The sequence below is a fragment of the Actinokineospora diospyrosa genome, assembly GCF_024171925.1.
In the GTDB taxonomy this organism is placed as follows: domain Bacteria; phylum Actinomycetota; class Actinomycetes; order Mycobacteriales; family Pseudonocardiaceae; genus Actinokineospora; species Actinokineospora diospyrosa.
The window spans coordinates 308321-324921 of the sequence record NZ_JAMTCO010000006.1; the positions used below are offsets into that span (position 1 = coordinate 308321).

The 16601-nt window shown below is 71.4% G+C and carries 11 protein-coding genes; 10 read left to right on the forward strand and 1 reads right to left on the reverse strand.

Annotated elements, in window-relative coordinates; all coding sequences use genetic code 11:
* Positions 1-385 precede the first annotated feature (385 nt).
* Positions 386-6433: a non-ribosomal peptide synthetase gene (locus LV75_RS13015; protein ID WP_253887131.1), complete on the forward strand. Its 6048-nt coding sequence runs from the start codon at positions 386-388 to the stop codon at positions 6431-6433.
* A complete protein-coding gene (locus LV75_RS13020; protein WP_253887132.1) occupies positions 6430-7767 on the forward strand; it encodes an MATE family efflux transporter in 1338 nt (445 codons plus the stop codon). Before LV75_RS13015 ends, LV75_RS13020 begins: the two co-directional genes overlap by 4 nt.
* Here the strand turns inward: LV75_RS13020 and LV75_RS13025 are convergent.
* On the reverse strand, positions 7742-8206 hold the full coding sequence (locus LV75_RS13025; RefSeq protein ID WP_253887133.1) for an Lrp/AsnC family transcriptional regulator: 465 nt from the start codon (positions 8204-8206) through the stop codon (positions 7742-7744). The two genes, LV75_RS13020 and LV75_RS13025, sit on opposite strands and share 26 nt — an antisense overlap.
* A gap of 171 nt (positions 8207-8377) precedes the next feature.
* On the opposite strand from LV75_RS13025, the gene LV75_RS13030 reads away from it, so the two are divergent.
* The 8 genes from LV75_RS13030 to LV75_RS13065 all read left to right on the forward strand — a co-directional run bounded on the left by LV75_RS13030 (position 8378) and on the right by LV75_RS13065 (position 16599).
* The gene (locus LV75_RS13030; RefSeq protein ID WP_253887134.1) at positions 8378-9295 is read left to right on the forward strand and encodes a TauD/TfdA family dioxygenase; all 918 of its coding nucleotides are present in this window, start codon (positions 8378-8380) and stop codon (positions 9293-9295) included.
* Positions 9292-10380, forward strand: coding sequence for an alpha-hydroxy acid oxidase (locus LV75_RS13035; RefSeq protein WP_253887135.1), 1089 nt, complete (start codon positions 9292-9294; stop codon positions 10378-10380). The genes LV75_RS13030 and LV75_RS13035 overlap by 4 nt, the downstream gene beginning before the upstream one ends.
* Positions 10377-11474, forward strand: a complete 1098-nt coding sequence (locus tag LV75_RS13040; protein ID WP_253887136.1) for an aminotransferase-like domain-containing protein — start codon at positions 10377-10379, stop codon at positions 11472-11474. The genes LV75_RS13035 and LV75_RS13040 overlap by 4 nt, the downstream gene beginning before the upstream one ends.
* Positions 11471-12421: a DMT family transporter gene (locus tag LV75_RS13045; protein WP_253887137.1), complete on the forward strand. Its 951-nt coding sequence runs from the start codon at positions 11471-11473 to the stop codon at positions 12419-12421. Before LV75_RS13040 ends, LV75_RS13045 begins: the two co-directional genes overlap by 4 nt.
* A complete protein-coding gene (locus LV75_RS13050; protein WP_253887138.1) occupies positions 12418-13602 on the forward strand; it encodes an ATP-grasp domain-containing protein in 1185 nt (394 codons plus the stop codon). Before LV75_RS13045 ends, LV75_RS13050 begins: the two co-directional genes overlap by 4 nt.
* Before the next feature lie 124 nt (positions 13603-13726).
* Positions 13727-14494: an AfsR/SARP family transcriptional regulator gene (locus LV75_RS13055; RefSeq protein WP_253887291.1), complete on the forward strand. Its 768-nt coding sequence runs from the start codon at positions 13727-13729 to the stop codon at positions 14492-14494.
* Between the two features lie 79 nt (positions 14495-14573).
* A complete protein-coding gene (locus LV75_RS13060; protein WP_253887139.1) occupies positions 14574-15098 on the forward strand; it encodes an RNA polymerase sigma factor in 525 nt (174 codons plus the stop codon).
* Between the two features lie 520 nt (positions 15099-15618).
* A complete protein-coding gene (locus tag LV75_RS13065; RefSeq protein ID WP_253887140.1) occupies positions 15619-16599 on the forward strand; it encodes a CU044_5270 family protein in 981 nt (326 codons plus the stop codon).
* The last annotated feature ends 2 nt before the right edge of the window (positions 16600-16601 follow it).

The window sequence follows — 16601 nt, forward strand, 5'->3', positions numbered from 1 at the left end:
CTGGCGATGGGTGGTTCGCCGACTCGACGGCGTGGCCCGTGGGGTCCGGCATTCGGTCCAACGGGGCCTGCCCGGCCCGATGATCTCGGCGGGGCATCGCCCCGGTGGACACGACTGGCCCGGCGTTCAGCGGGGGACTGTGCGGGTGGTCCGCAGTGGATGATCGCCCAGGCGCCGACCGGATCTGGTGTGGAGGGTGGGCCGGGTGGCGCCCGCGATGGCGACCGTTCGGGCTAAGCGAGATGGCGGGGTGGGTGATGCGGGTCCGAATACTGGGCGAATCGGCTGCTTTTTCGCGGGCATCGCTATTGTGGCGCTCGATTCGGCCGGTGTCGTGATGCGAGGGGTTCGGGTGCGATCCGTATTAGGCGGCTTTCTGGCCTCGGTGGCGGTTAACAGGGAACGGATCGCGGTTTCCGGTGGCGGTCGGTCGTTCACGTTCGGCCAAGTGGACGCGGCGGCCGCGGCGTTGGCCGGGCGGCTCGCCGAGGCCGGGGTGCGGGCGGGGGACGTGGTCGGGGTCCGGCTCGACCGGCAGCCGCTGACGCTGGTGTCGATGCTGGCGCTGTTCCGGCTGCGGGCGGCGTACCTGCCCCTGGACCCGGCCCACCCGGCGGAGCGCGAACAGTATGTCCTGGACCGTTCCGGGGCGCGTCTGGTCGTGACCGACCGCAGGTCAGGCGGTATGGACCTGGTTGTCAGCATGGCGGAACTCGCGGCAGCGCCATCGCCGCGGCAGGCACCCGAACCCGAACCCGGGGACACGGCGTACGTGATCTTCACCAGCGGCACGACCGGGCGGCCGAAGGGGGTGCTGATCGACCACGGCGGGCTGGTCGGGCACCTGCGGGCCAAGATCACCGACCTGTCCCTCGGGCCGTCGGACGTCGTGGCCCAGACGGCCGCACAGACATTCGACATCTCGCTCTGGCAATTCCTCGCACCGATCTGCGCGGGCGCCTCCACGGCAATCGTGGATGCGGCCGTTCAGCGGGATCCGGGCGTTCTTTCGGCCGAATTGCGCGACCGCGGGGTGACCGTGGCGCAATTCGTGCCCTCGCTGCTGCGCGTGTTCCTCGGCGGACCCGCCCAGCCGCTGCCCGACCTCCGGGTGATCGCCACCGTCGGCGAGCAGTTGCCGCCGGACACCGTCGCCCGCTGGTTCGCGCGCCACCCGGACGTCCCGCTGCTCAACCACTACGGGCCGACCGAGTGCGCCGACGGCGTCACCCACCACCTGCTCACCGCGCCGCTGCCGCCCGGCGAGCGGTGGACGCCGATCGGCCGCCCCATCCCGGGGCTCAGCACATACGTCGTCACGCCGGGCACCGACGACGAGGTGGCACCGGGCGAGGTTGGTGAACTGCTGGTCACCGGGGCAGGCGTCGGCCGTTACGCGGGCGAGGTCTCGGGCGGTTTCGTCGCCAACCCGTTCGGCGCGGGCCGCGCCTACCGCACCGGCGACCTCGCCCGCCTGCGCCCGGACGGCCTCCTCGAGTGCCACGGACGCCTGGACCGCCAGGTCAAGGTGCGCGGCCACCGGGTCGAGCTCGCCGAGATCGAGACCGTCCTCGAACAACACCCCGCCGTCCGCGCGGCCGCGGTCGTGCTGCGAGCGGGAGCGTCGGAGAAGCTGACCGCCCGCGAGACGCTGATCCCCGCCGAGGACGCCCCCGCCCGGCTGGTCGGCTACCTCCAGTGGCACGACTCCCCGGCCACCCGCGCCGACCTGCACGCCCACGCCGCCCACCTGCTGCCGTCGCACATGATCCCGGACTGGCTCGTCGAGGTCGACAGCTTCCCGTTGTCCGCCAACGGAAAACTCGACCACGCTGCGCTCCCCGCACCGGAGTCGCAACGCCCACTCGGCGCGCCCCGCTACGTCGAACCACTCCCCGGGCCACAGAGCCGGGTGCGCGACATCTGGGCCGACGTCCTCGGCGTTCGCCTGATCGGACGCCACGACCGCTTCGTGGACCTGGGCGGCGACTCCCTGACCGCCATCCGCGTGGTGAACCGGCTACGGACCGAGGGCGCCACGGTGTCGGTGGGGGACCTGTTCGAGTCGGACCTGGAGTCGCTGGCGCAGCGGCTCGTCGGCTTGACCCCGTCGGTCCGCGCGGCGCCGGTGCCAGCCGAGGTCGAGGTCGCGCCCACGCGGATCCAGCAACACCTGTGGTTCCTCTGGCAGCTCGACCCGGGGGAGTGCGACTACGTCCTCCAAGCGGCTCTTGAGATCGACGGCCCGCTCGACCTCGACATCCTGCGCCAGACGTGGGCTGAGCTCGTGCGGCGGTTCGACACCTTGCGAGCGCACTTTCCGGCCCGTGATGGTCGTCCGCTGCTCGTCATCGACGATCCCTTCGTGCCCGCCATCGAGACCGCGGACTCCCCGATGCCGCAGCGGCGGGCGGAGGAACTCGCGCGCGGGTTCGACCTGGAGCACGACCGCCTGTTCCGGTTGGTCCTGTTCCGTCATGGCGGTAATGGCCGCAGCGGTGACCGGCACACGCTCCTGCTCACCACGCACGAGATCGTCATGGACGCCTGGTCGCTGTCGGTCCTGACTCGCCACCTGCGCTCGGTCTACGCGTCGCTCGCTACTGGCGCCGAGCCGCTCCCGCCGCCCGCCATCGGGTTGCGCGACTACGCCGCCCACGAACCGGTTCCGGCTCCGGCCGACCGTGAACACTGGGCTGCGCAGCTCAAGGGCGAACTGGTCCCAACGCGGCTACCCCGGCGCCGTGACGCGCGCAAGGCCAGGAGCGCGGGTGCGTCTGCCGGTGTGTGGTTGGATTCCGCTGCTACCAAAGGAGTGCGCGCCTTCGCCGCGTCCACGGGGGGAACGCTCTACAGCGTGCTGGTCACCGGGGTCCTGGCCGTGCTGCACCGGTACACCGGTCAGGACGACTTGGTGATCGGGTCACCGCATGTGGTGCGTGAGGAACCGGGAACCGAGGACCTGCTGGGGTTCTTCCTCAACATGCTCCCCATCCGGGCGGGTGTCCGCGCGGAGGACACCGTGGGCGACCTGCACCACCGGGTACGGGAAACGGTCCGGCAGGCGCTGTCCCACGCGCGCTACCCGTTCAGCGCCATGGTCGCCGACGCCCGGGTGGACCGGGGTGCGGCCACCTCGCCGGTGTTCCAGGTGATGGTCAACGTCTACTCCGAACGCGCCGAGCCGGTGGCTGATGGTGAGCTCCGGGTGCGTGTGCGTGAGCTGGAGACCGGGCACACGAAGTACGACCTCACGATCTATGCCCAAGAGGAAGCCGACGGCATCTATCTCCAAGCATCCTGGCGCACAGCCGTTCTCCCGGACGGGTTCGCGGCCGCTGTCTTGGCGGCTCTGGCCGACACTCTCCGTGCCGCTCCCTCGACGACTATCGGCGAGTTGCCGTTGCCCACCAAGCAGATTGCCGGCGCTGACACCACTGCTTCTCCGGATGGTCTGGCGGCGCTGTTCGCCGCGAGGGTGCGCGAGACTCCGGATGCTGTTGCGCTGCTGTCCTCTGCGGGTTCGGCCACCTTCACTGATCTGGATGCCGAGGTGGCTACGCTGACAGGTGCGCTGCGGGGGACCGATCCCGGCCGGCCAGTGCTCATTGCCGACGACCGTTCGCGGGCAGGCGTCGTCGCCGTGCTGGCGTGCGTGCGGGTCGGGCGGGTGTATGCGGTGCTGCCCGAGCATTGCCCACCCGCGCGGGTCGCTGAGATCACCGCGCACCTCAGCCCGTCCGCGGTGATCGAGGGTGGTCGGGTGCGGGCGATCGACTCCTGCGCGACGCCGGACCTGCGTGGCGTGTTGCACGTGGTGTACACCTCGGGCTCGACCGGGACACCGAAGGGCGTGGTGGTGCCGGAGAGCGCGGTGCTCAACCGGCTGCACTGGATGTGGCGGGAGTTCCCGTTCGTCGACGGCGAGGTGGTGGTGCTGCAGAAGTCGCTCAGCCTCGTCGCCAGCACGTGGGAGCTGTTCGGCGGTCTCCTGCGCGGCGTGCCGACCGTGCTGGTGTCGGGCGACGAACTGCGCGACCCGGATCGGTTCCTGACCCTTCTGGAACGCCACCGCGTCACGCGCCTGCTCGCGTCACCGCCGATCCTGTCCGGCCTGGTGGAGGTCGGGGGTCCGGGCCGTGCCCCGGACTTGCGCCTGGTCACGTCGAGCACGGAGGTGTTGCCACCCGCCTTGGCAGCGCGGTGGTATCGCGACTTCCCGAATACGACCCTCTACAACCTCTATGGCTCAACGGAATGCAGCTCCAACGCCGCCTGGCATGAGGTGGACCGCGATCGCGTCTACGAGGCGATACCGTTGGGTGTCGCGGTGGACAACGTCACCTTGGTCGTGCTCGACGAGCGTGGCGCGGTCGTCCCGTCCGGCGCGGTGGGTGAGATCGGTGTGCTCGGCTCGTGCCTGGCCACCGGGTACTGGAACGATGACGACCTGACCGCGCGGCACTTCGGTGACCTGGACGGGCAGCGGGTGTACCGGACCGGGGATCGTGGCCGGATCAACGCCGCCGGGGAGCTGGAGTTCGCCGGGCGCACCGACGACCAGGTGAAGATCCGCGGCTACCGGGTGGAACTCGACGAGGTGGCGAACGCGCTATCCCTCCACAGTGGATCCGAGGCTGCGGCGCAGTGGTGGCCGGACGAGGAGCTCTTGGTGGGGTACGTGACCGTGGACTCGACCGGGCTGCGTGCCGCGTTGGCGTCCACCTTGCCCGCGTACCTGGTCCCGGCTCGGGTCGTCACCCTGTCCGCCCTGCCGCGAGGGGCGACGGGCAAACTGGACCGGTCGCGATTACCCCTGCCCGTGGCTGATGTGTCTGATGTGGATGATCCACCGAGCGGGGACACCGAGCGGGCCATCGCCGGTGTCTGGGCGGATCTGCTGCGTGTCGACGTCACCCGCGGCACCGACTTCTTCGCCGCTGGCGGCGACTCGATGCTGAGCGTCCGGTGCGTGACCCGGTTGCGCCACGCCGGGATCCGGGTCCGCGTCGCCGACCTCCACGACGCTCCGGTACTACGCGATCTGGCGCACCTGGTCAACCGGGCGGAGTCGTCGGCTTCGGTCGCGCCTGGGGTGATCGGACTGTCCCCGACCGCGCTGAGCATGCACCGGCTGCAGGGCTTCGCCGAGCACTACAACATGTGCGACTGCTGGGAGTTCGGCGAGGAAGCCCCTTCCGCAGCGGCTCTGAGATCCGCACTGGATCGACTGGTCGCGGCCTACCCGTCTTTGTCAGCCGCCATGGCCCGAACACCTGACCTCGAACTCCGCGTGCCAGAGGTACCCCGGCTCGTCCTCGAGGAGCACGACCTGACCCGAGCGGCCGACCCGCGCGCTGCGGTCGGCGAGGTGGCCCGTGCTGCCCAACACGAGTTCCGCTTCGACGGGTCGTCCCCGCTGATCCGGCTGTTGCGCTTCGACGCGGGAGACCGGGTCTGGGTCCTCCTGCTCGCCCACCACTTCCTCCTCGACGGCTACGCCTACCGCCTGCTGATCTCCGACCTCGAACGCTTTCTCGCCGACCCGACGGCTCTGCCCGCCCACGACGACGGCGCAGTGATGCGCGCGTGGACCGGTGGTCTGGAGCGGGCGTGCGCTGAGCGCGCTGACGAGATCACCGCCTACTGGTCGGCTTTACCTTGGGACGCTTTAGATCCTTCCCGACTTTCCTGGGTCGCGCCCGCCGCTGCTGAGGTGGATCCGTCGGCTGGAGCCCGTGTCCGCGAGATGCTCGCTGCGGGGGAGGGCGGACCTGAGTTCGAGAACCTTTGCGACCTGCTGTCCGTGCGCTATGTGCGGCTGGACTCGGATACGACAGACCGCCTGCTGGCCCGCTTCGGCGCCGTCGGTCTGCACGACGCGCTGATGGTGGCGCTGACCCTGGAACTCGGCGCGGGGGAGCGGTCCCGGGCTCTCTGGGTGGACAGCCTGATGATGGGCCGCACCCCGGTTCTGCCCTCGGTGGACCTGTCCAGCGCGCTCGCCTTCACCGCGGAACTGGTCCCGTTCCCGTGCGTGATCGACTTGGAGTCCACTGTGGAAGAACAAGTCGCCTCGGTCGCCCGGCACCGGCTGACCGCGCCGCTGGCCGGGGTCAGCTTCCGCGCCATGCGAGAACTCCCCGGCCTGGCCGAACACCGCGACGTCTTCCGAGCCTTCCCCGCCCCGAGGGTCGTCCTCAACCACCGAGCCCCCCTCGGCGGAATGCGCTCCCGCCTCCTCTCCGGCGCCACCGAAGCCGACATCTTCCTCGGCGACCCCATGCCCCCCAACCAACAACACTGGCTCCGCACCCACATCGACTTCGTGGATGGCGCCCTCCGCCTGTTCATCCAGTACTCCCGCCTCACCCACACCGACAGCCGCGCTATCGCCGCCCACCTGGCCGCCCGCCTCCGAGCCTTCGCATGAGCGCGTCTGTTGAGCGGTTGCGGACTGGTTCGCCCGCGCGGTTGGTTCCCGCGCTGGCCGTTCCGACTGTTGTCGGGTTGGTGGCCAGTGTCGCGTACCAGTTCATGAACACGTTCTTCGTCGCCCGCATCGGCGTGAGTGCGGTCGCCGCCGTTGTGGTGGTGTTCCCGGTGACGCTTGTCGTCACCGCTGCCGCATCCGGGCTGGGACAGGGGCTGTCGTCGGTGGTGTCGCGGGCGTTGGGCGCGGAAGACCACGACACCGCGAGCACGGCCGCGCGGACCGGGCTCATCGTAGGCGTCACCGGGGGCGCGATCTTGGCGGCCGCGCTGGGAGCGGCATTGGCCCTCGGGGGCCTCGCTCTCCTCAGCGTCCCAGAGGACATCCGGGATCTGGCCGTCGCTTACGCGGTGCCCACGCTAGCCGCGTACGTCGTGATGACCATCAACGTCCTGTGCGGGTTCCTGGCCAGGGCCGAAGGCAATACCCGGTTCTCGATGCGCACCCAGCTCATCGCGTTCGTCACCAACCTGGCCCTGGACCCGCTGCTCATCTTCAGCCTCGACCTCGGCGTCGCGGGCGCCGGGATCGCCACCCTGATCGCCCAAGCCGCTGCCGCCCTCGCCTACCGCTGGTACTTCCGCTCCGGCCCCGGCACCCTCCGTCCGGCCACCGCGCGAACCCGGCTGGCCATCCTCCGCCCGGCCCTGGCCATCGGCGCTCCCACCACCATCGGCCTCCTCCTCAGCAGCGTCACCCAGAGCTACCTCAACAGCATCGCTGCCGGGTACTCCGCCGACCACTTGGCCGCCATCGGTGTCGTACTCCGCCTGTACCTGCTGGGTGTCCTCGTGGTCACCGGCTTTTGCACGGGCTCCCAAGGCCTACTCGGCTACACCGTGGGCCGCGGCGACCACTCCAGGATGCGGGCCATTCTGCGCATCCTCACCCTCTACGTCCTTGCCGTAGCCGCCCTGCTCAGCGCCCTGGTCTGGCTCCTCCCCACCAGCATCGCCAGCCTCTTCGCCGCCCCAGGCCCCGTCCGCGACCTCATCGCCGACGCCCTACCCGTCGTGTTCTCCGGCCTACCCGCGCTAGGCCTCGTGGTCGTGGCGACGACCCTCTTCCAGGCCCAAGGCCGACCCCGCCCAGCCCTGGCCACAACCCTGCTGAGGAACGGGATCCTCCTCGTACCCGCCATCACCGCCGCCACAGCCCTGTCCGGCGCCGCGGGCATCCCCACCGGCCAACTGCTGTCCGACCTGATCGCGGGCCTGGTGGGCGCGGCGATCCTGATCCGCCAGTCCGCTAGTTCCCCCGGGTCGGGACGGTGAGCGTGGTGCGAACGGGGTCGAGCACGAACATCGTGGAATAGCGGCGCAGGTGCGGCGCGTTCTTGATGACCCGCTCCGCCGTTTCCCGGTGGTGGCGCATGTCGGTGGTGGCCAGCACCACCACGTAGTCGTGTTCGCCTGACACGTTGTAGAACTGCTGCACTTCCGGCGCCGCCAACACCCACTCCCGAAACCGGGTGTGGGTTTCCGGCGACTCCTGGTCGAGGGTGACCAAGCACACGGCCAGCAGCACCGGCGACGGGTCCAGCACGGCGATCTCGCGCAGCAGCAGCCCGTTCGCCCGGTAGCGGTCGATCCGGCGCTGCACCGCGCTGGGGGAGAGGCCGACGAGTTCGCCCAGCGCAGCCAGGGTGCGGCCGCTGTCGTGCTGCAGCAACTCGAGTAGCCGGTGGTCGGTGTCGTCCAGGTTCGCGGGCACACAAGATTATTGCGCGAAAGTCGGGAAATGCTCAATCGCGTCCCACCGCGGTTCCGATATCGTGTGCCGTGCTCGCACGAAATCGAGGCGGAAGCCGAAGCGAACTCGGGAAGGCTAGCTTCGGTTTTGGCAATGCACGAGCGAGCGGAATGAAAAGGGCGTGAACCAGGCATGACCGGGGTTGCGACAATACCCGTCCACACCATTCACGGCGATGTCGCCGTCGGTGTCCTTCCCGCTGACACGCGGGCGGTGCTGACCGAGTTCGCCGACGACAGCGGCCGTGACGGTTTCGTCGTGGTCAGGGGAGTACCGATCGGCGCGGTCCCACCCACGCACGACCGCGACGGCCTGCCGGTGCCGCTCGGCGAGCACCCGAGCACCGCGCTGCTCGCGGAAGTCGCCAACACGCTGGGCAAGCACGTCGGCTACGCCGACGAGAAGGGCGGGGCGCTGGTGCACGACGTGCGCCCGGTGCCCGGTGACGAGCGGCGGGTGGAGAACTCCGGCGCGGTCGCCTTCGACTTCCACACCGAGAACGTGCACCACCCGCTGCGCCCGGACTACCTCGGCCTGCTGTGCCTGCGCCGCGACCACGACGGCGTGGCGGCCACCCGGGTCGCCTCCGGCCGGGCCGCGGTGGCGCTGCTCGACGACGACACCGTCGAGGCGTTGCGCCAGCCGGTGTTCCACAGCAACCACCCGACCTCGTTCACCCGCGAGACCGGCGGCGAACTGCTGCCCGCGGGTCCGCACCCGGTGTACTTCGGTGACCGCGACCGGCCGTACCTGCGGTTCAACTCGCACAACACCTTCGCCACCACCCCCAGGGCCAGGGCCGCCATCGGGCTGCTGACCGAGGCGCTGGAGTCGGTGTGCCACGACATCGTGCTCGAACCGGGCGACCTGGTGGTGCTGGACAACAACGTCGTCGCGCACGGGCGGTCCACCTTCACCCCGCGCTACGACGGCCAGGACCGCTGGCTGCGCCGCTTCTACTCGGTGCGCGCCATCCCGCGCGTGGTCCGCGACCTGATGGCGGGCGGCTCGGTCATCCCCGCCCTCGCCGACATCCGAGGTGTCTGGTGAGCGCCCTCGACTCCCCGTTCGACCTGGCCGACGTCGAATCGGCCTGGCGGGACCGGACCCCGGTCCCGGTGCGCGAGTACGTCGCGGGCGGCGCGGGGACGCAGCGCACCGTCCGGCACAACAGCGAGGCGTTCGACGACGTGTGGCTCGCCCCGCGCGGCCTGCGCTCGCACGTCGGTGAACCGAGCACCGCGACCACGCTGCTCGGCCACGACCTCGCCACCCCGGTCGTGCTCGCCCCGACCAGCCCGCAGCGGCTGCTGCACCCCGACGCCGAGCTCGCCACCGCCCGGGCGGCGAAGGAGCGCGGCGTGCTGAGCATCGTCAGCACCGACAGCCACCACCCGTTCCCCGACATCGCCGCCGCCGCGCCCGGGCTCACCTGGTTCCAGCTCTACGGGTACCGCGACCGCGACACCGTCGCCGCCACGGTCGAGCTGGCCGAACGCGCCGGGGCGAGCGCCCTCGTGGTCACCGTCGATGCCTCCGACGCGGCCCGGCGCACCAGCACCTGGCGCGCCGGGTTCCAGCTGCCCGACGACGTCGACTACGGCACGCTGCGCGCGCTCGGCGTGCTGGAGGGCCAGACCCCCGCCTCCGGCAGGCTCGACCGGTTGCCGGTCACCTGGGCCGACCTCGCCTGGCTGCGTTCCCTGACCCGGCTCCCGCTGCTGGTCAAGGGCGTGTTGCGGGCTGAAGAGGCGCGCCGCTGCGTCGACGTGGGAGCCGACGGGGTCGTGGTGTCCAACCACGGTGGTCGCCAGCTCGACGGCGTGGTGCCGAGCCTGGTCGCGCTCGCCGACATCGCGCCCGCCCTGCCCAGCCAGACGGCCGTGCTGGTCGACGGCGGCGTCCGCTCCGGGGTCGACGTGGCCAAGGCACTGGCCCTCGGCGCGCACGCGGTCTGCCTGGGCAGGCCGTACCTGTGGGGCCTCGGTCTCGGCGGCGCCGACGGCGTCGGCCGCGTCCTCGACCTGATCGACGCCGAGCTGCGCGACGCGCTGCGCCAACTCGGCCTGGCCACGGTGGCCGACCTCGACCGGGCCAGCCTGGCCCCCGACACCAGGAAGCGTGGTAGCCGATGACCCCGATCCCCTTCACCCGCGGCGTCCCACCCGAGCAGGTGCTGCCGGTGACCGAGCTGGTCAAGCTCACCACCGAGGTGCTCAGCGAACGGCCCGTCGAGCTGTTCCAGTACCCCAGGATCGGCGCCAACCTCGGCGACGACGCCCTGCGGGCCGCCCTGGCTGGCAGGCTCGGCACGACGCCGGAGCGGGTCTTCGTCGGCAACGGCTCGCTGCAGGTCCTCGACCTGCTCGCCGCCGCGTTGCTCAGCGGGGAGAACAAGTCCGTCGTGGTCGAGGAACCGACCTACGACCGGGCCAGGCAGATCTTCGAGCGGCACGGCGGCCAGGTCACCGGCGTCCCGCTGCGCTCGACCGGGTTCGCCGTCGACGCCCTCGCCGACGTGGTCGCCCGGGTGCGGCCCGCGTTCGTCTACACGATCCCGGACTTCCAGAACCCCAGCGGCGTCTGCGCCGGGGTCGAGCAGCGGCAGGCCCTGGTCGACCTGGCGGAGCGGCACGGGTTCGCGATCGTGGAGGACACCCCGTACCGCGCCCTGCGCTACCACGGCGTCGAACTGCCCAGCATCGCCGACTTGGCGCCGGAGCGGGTCATCACCGTGGGGTCGCTGAGCAAGGTGCTCAGCCCCGGCCTGCGCGTCGGGTACGCGGTCGGCACGCCCGAGCTGGTGGCGGGCATCGCGGTGCGCGCCGAGGGCACCTACCTCACCCCGACGCCGCTCACCCAGGCCGTCGCCGCCCGTGCGCTGGAGTACGGGGTGGTCGACAGCGCCATCGCCGACGCCGTGGCGTTCCTCAAGCCACGGCACGACTCCGCTGTCGCCGCCGCCCGTGCGGCGTTCGGTGACGCGCTGCTCGCCGAGCCGGGTGGGGGCTACTTCCTCAGTGTGCTCGCCGAATCCCGGCTGACCGAGGCGGAACTGGTCGCCGGCGCGAAGGCGGCCGGGGTCACGTTCGCGCCGGGGTCGGCGTTCTTCCCCGGTGGCCGCCTGCCCGACGGGAAGCTGTTCCTGCGCCTGCCGTTCCAGGCGCTGCCCGAGTCGGACTTCGCCCGGGGCGCGCGTGCCCTGGCGGACGTGCTGGTCGGCCGGTGAACCGCCCACCCGCCGGGGGCCTTGCCCTGGGGCTGGCCCTCGGCGCGGTGGGCGCGGTCGCCATGGGCAGCGCCGCGCCCGCCCTCAAACTGCTCGCGGTGACCGAGTTGTCGCCGGTGAACGTCATCCAGGCGCGGACCGTCGTCGGCGCGATCGCCCTGCTGGTCGCCGCCCTGGTGCTGCGGCGCGGCAGGATGGCCGTGCGGCGGGAGGACTGGTGGCTGGTCGCGGTGTACGGGGTGCTGACGCTGGCGATCAACCAGGTCGTGTACACCGTGGCGCTGGCGCGGCTGCCGGTCGGCGTCGCGCTGCTGCTGGAGTACCTCGCGCCGGTGCTGGTCGCGCTGTGGGTGCGGTTCGTCCAGCGCCGCGACGTGCCGCGGCTGCTGTGGATCGGGATCGTCGTGCTGCTCGCCGGGCTCGCGCTGGTCACCCAGGTGTGGACGGCGGCGGCCCTGGACGGCCTCGGTGTCCTCTTCGGACTCATCGCGGCGGTCACCCTCGCCGCCCGGTTCCTGCTGGCCGAACGCGGGTTGCGCACCTACGACCCGCTCGTGATGGCCACCTGGGGGGCGTCGCTGGGGTCGGTCGCGCTGATCGCGGCGGGCGTGGTCGCCCCGTTCCCATGGCACGTGCTGGGCACGGTGAGCGCCGTGGGGTCGATCAGCGCGCCGGTGTGGGCGCTGGTGCTCTACGTCGGGCTCATCGGCATGGCCGGGGCGATCCTGCTCAGCGCGGTGGCGCAGCGGTCCATCCCGTCCACCTCGGCGAGCCTCATCGCGGCGGTGGAGATCATCGTGGGCGGGGTGCTGGCCACCGTCCTGCTCGGCGAGCACCTCAACGCCGCGCAGTGGGCCGGGTCCGCGGCGATGCTGGTCGGGATCGTGCTGGCGCAGATCGCGGTGGCGCGCCGGTCGACGGCGGTGCGCGAGGTCGTGAGCGTGTGACCCTGCTCTACGTCAACGTCCGGCGCACCCACCTGGAGCGGTCCGCGGTGTTCGACGCCGCGCACCGGCTGGGGCACGACGTGGTCCTGCTGTGCGACTCCGTGCCCGAGGGCTTGCCCGGTGGCGTTCGGCCGCACCGGGTCGACACCACCGACGACGCCGCGGTGGACGCGGTGCTCGCCGGTCTGGCCACAGTGGACGGTGTGCTCGGCTTCTCGGAGAAGGACGTGCGCGCGGTCAGCCGGATCGCGGTCCGCTTGGGGCTGCCGGGGCCGGGCGTCGAGGCGGCCCGCCTTGCCAGGGACAAGGTCGCCATGCGGGCCGCGGTGGCCGCCGTCGCGCCGGGGGACGTGCCCCGGTTCGCGGCGGTGACCACGGCGGGAGACCTGGGGCGTGCGCTGGATGTCGTCGGGGTGCCGGGCGTGCTCAAACCCGCGGCGTCCTCGGGGAGCAGGGGCATCTTCATCGTGCGTGATCGTGCCGAGGCGCGTGCCGCGCACGACCACCTGGCTGGTTTCGGGGACCTGGTCTACGAGGAGTTCATGCCCGGGTCGGAGCACAGCGTGGAAGGGTTCGTCCACAAGGGAGAAGTGCTGGTCGCGGCCATCACGGACAAGCGGACCCTGGAGCCGTTTCGGATCGAGCTGGCGCACCTGCAGCCCACGGGCTTGCCCGAGGAAGTCCAGTCCGCCGTCTTGGCGCTGACCACGCGGGTCGTCGGGGCGCTCGGGCTGGACTCGTGCGCGTTCCACCTGGAGTGCATGGTCGGCCCGGACGGGCGGGTGCGGCTGGTGGAGATCGGCGCCCGGGGTGGCGGGGACTTCATCGCCTCGCACCTGGTCGGGCTGTCGACCGGTCGCTCCTTTGTGGAGGATGCGCTCCTCGTCGCGACGGGGTGTGCGCCGCTGCTCGGCACCGGGCCGCGTGCGGGGGCGTGCGTGCGCAAGCTGGTCACCAGCTCGGAAGGCGTTGTGCGGACGGTGGAAGGGCTCGACGAGGTGGCCAGGACGCCTGGGGTCCGGCATATCGTCGTGGAGCAACCGGTGGGTTCCCTTGTGCGGCAACCGCCCGCCGACTACAAGTCGTCCATCCTCGGCGCGGTGATCACGGCGGGGGACACCGCCGCCACGGCCGCCGCCGCGGCTGAGCGGGCGGCTGACGCCTTTCGCATCACCATGTGAACATTGTCCCCTTCACCCGTTCGGTTGCGGATTCACCCACTGCTCGCCGAGTACGCTAAATGTTGTGTCGCACCGCAATGGGGGAACCACATCCGCAGACTTTCGCCTACTGGGACCGTTGCGCGTGGTCGCGGCCGGTCGGCAGGTCCCGATCACCGCGCGCAGGCAGCGGATCGTGCTCGCTGTGCTGTTGCTCAACCCGGGCCAGACCCAACCCGTCAGCAGGCTCGCCGCCGCCGTGTGGGGCGCTGAGCAGCCCAAGAACCCGGAGAACCAGATCGCGGTCTGCGTGCACGGCATCCGCAGGGGGCTCGCCGCCGACGGACTCGCGGGGTTGCTGGCCACCGAACCCGGCGGCTACACGGCCCTGGTCCCCGCCGCGGCCACCGACCTGGGCCGGGTCGTGCACCTGTCGGCCGAGGCCGCCCGCCTCGAACACTGCGGGCACCCCGAGGTCGCTCTGATCCGCTACCGCGACGCCCTGGCCGAGTGGCACGGGCCCCTGCTGCAGGGCTTGGACATCCCGCACCTCACCCCGGAAACCCGCTGGTGGGAGGAAAAGCGCGTCCACGTGGCCGAACAGGCCGCTCGCCTCGCCGTGGCGGTCGGCGACCACCAGGAGGCCATCGGCGAACTCTCCGCCCTGGCCGCGGCCCACCCGCTGCGCGAGAACCTGCACGCCCTCCTCATGACCGCCCTCTACCACAGCGGCCGCCGAGCTGACGCCCTCTTCGCCTACCGTGCCGCCCAGGATGCCTTGCGCACCGGCGCGGGCATCGATCCGTCCCCGCAGTTGCGCCATCTACACCACACGATCCTCACCGACTCCCGCTCCCCGCACTTCGCTACCGTCCTGCCACGCGCCCCCAAACGCGCTGCCGCACCATGCTGAATCCGGGGCTGACTTCGGTGCTGATCTTGGTGTGACACCCCGCGGCCTGCCGGACATAGGCCGGTAGACAGGGGGTGACATGGCCGAGAAACCGCACGACGCGTTCGACCGCCTCTACCGGCGCCACCATGACGCCGTCCGCCGCTTCCTCGGCCGCAGGCTCACCGCCGCCGACGTGGACGACGCGACAGCCGAGGTGTTCGTGGTGACCTGGCGGCGACTGGCCGAGTTGCCCGCCGACGACCGCGTCCTGCCCTGGCTGTACGGCGTCGCCCGGCTGGTTCTGGCGAACGAGTTCCGCCGCGCCCGGCGCGCGGACCGCCTGGTGCTGCGCATCGGCGGCCTCGCCGACGAGCCACCGGGCGACGGGTCGAACGCGGTGGTCGACCGGCTGGTCCTGGCGGCGGCCTTCGACACCTTGCCCGAACGCGACCAGGAAGTCCTGCGGCTGGTGGCCTGGGAGCAGTTGACCGCGGCCGAGATCGCCGTCGTCCTCGACTGCGGGCGCACCACCGCCGCGATGCGCGTCTCCCGCGCGGGCCGACGCCTGCTGCGCGCACTGGCCCAGGCCGAGGTCGCGCCGGTCAGACAGGGAGTGCACTGATGCCGATCCGCACCGGAGAACTCAGCGTCGCGCGGCCTTCCCGCCATTTCGAGCAGGCACGGCCATCACCGTCGCGCCAACCCGGCCCGAGTACGCCCCTGACCCCCACTGCACCCACCACCCCGGAGTTGTCCACAGCCCTCCACGCACCCACCCCGTTCCGTCGGTGCCTCCCACTAGGCTGTGTATTGGGGGCTGCTCAGAACAGAAACCACCCATTCGAGTGGCCTCACCTCGCCCCACACCCCCGCGCTCCCCAGCTGTCCACAGCCCACCCACTCGCCCACCCCGTCCCGTCGGTGGCCGCCGGTAAGCTGTATACCGGGGGCTGCTCAGCGCGATTCGATCTTGCTCACCCCACCGCGCGGCGCTCGATCAAGCGGCGGCCGGTGTCGATCTCCGCGATGGCCACCGTCATCGCGCCGCTGGTGCGGCATCGCACAGCAATCACGCCCGATCCGCCCGGGTGGGGACACTCGCGCCCCCTCGCAACCGTGCCGATCACGCAGGGAGCGTGCTGATGCGACCCCGGATCCGTGAACTCCTTGGCCCGCTCGACCCCATGCGCGACGAGCCCACCGTCCCGCCACCGCCGTTGCCCGTGCTTCCCGCGTTCGAGCGCGCGCGCAAACCCGTGCTCAACCGCATGGCGCTGACCTTCGGGACCGCGATCGCCGCGGTCATCGGCCTGCTGCTGTGGCAAGCCGCGGGCCCGACCGCCCCCAGCGGCAAAGCGGTCACCCCCGATCCGCTCGTGATCACCGCCCCCGCGCAGCCGACCCCCGCGGGCCAACGCCTAGCCGACTTGGCCGCAACAGCGCGGTCCTCAGGCGTACCCAGGTCCGAGGGGACCGCCGAGTACGTCGAGATGCGCGCCTGGTACCTCAACGGCCAGGTGTCCGGGGGCATCACGGTGTCCGCGGTGGTGCCGGAGGTCTACCGCACCTGGCGGTTCCCCGACGGCTCGGGGCGCATCGACCAGGAGTGGTCCGAACCCGAGTTCCGGGCCGCCGCCGATGGGCGCGCGTGGGTGCCGTCGTTGCGCGGGTCGAGCAGCCAGTCGTGGGGACCGGGAGGTCGGGAGTCCTCGTTCCCCCGTGGTCGTCCGCCGGTGACCGCCGCGGGCATGGCCCGGTTCCTGTACCGGGAGAACCCTCCCGACCACATCGGTCCCATCAAGACCCTCGAAGCCGTCAAAGACCTGTTGAGGGAACGGGTCCTGACCCCGGCAGAACGCGCCGCCGTGCTTGAGCTGCTCGCCCAACTGCCAGGCGTGACCTACGACGGCGTGACGACCGACCGGATCGGCAGGCACGCCGAGGTTTTCTCGATGGAGTCCGCCTACGCGGGCCTGCCCGCCCGCTACACCCTGCTCGTGGCACCGGATTCGGGGTTGATCCTCGGCAACGAGGAAACTCTCACCACCTCGGCGGGCGCCCTCAACGTGACCGTCCCTGCGGTGATCGAGTACGAGACCTACGTCCGCACCGAGTTCCGGTGACC

Bases quoted from the DNA above. Each gene is read 5' to 3' on its own strand.
- LV75_RS13060 (WP_253887139.1), top strand. From the start codon at position 14,574: ATGGCCGAGAAACCGCACGACGCGTTCGACCGCCTCTACCGGCGCCAC.
- LV75_RS13040 (WP_253887136.1), top strand. From the start codon at position 10,377: ATGACCCCGATCCCCTTCACCCGCGGCGTCCCACCCGAGCAGGTGCTG.
- LV75_RS13020 (WP_253887132.1), top strand. From the start codon at position 6,430: ATGAGCGCGTCTGTTGAGCGGTTGCGGACTGGTTCGCCCGCGCGGTTG.
- LV75_RS13030 (WP_253887134.1), top strand. From the start codon at position 8,378: ATGACCGGGGTTGCGACAATACCCGTCCACACCATTCACGGCGATGTC.
- LV75_RS13065 (WP_253887140.1), top strand. From the start codon at position 15,619: ATGCGACCCCGGATCCGTGAACTCCTTGGCCCGCTCGACCCCATGCGC.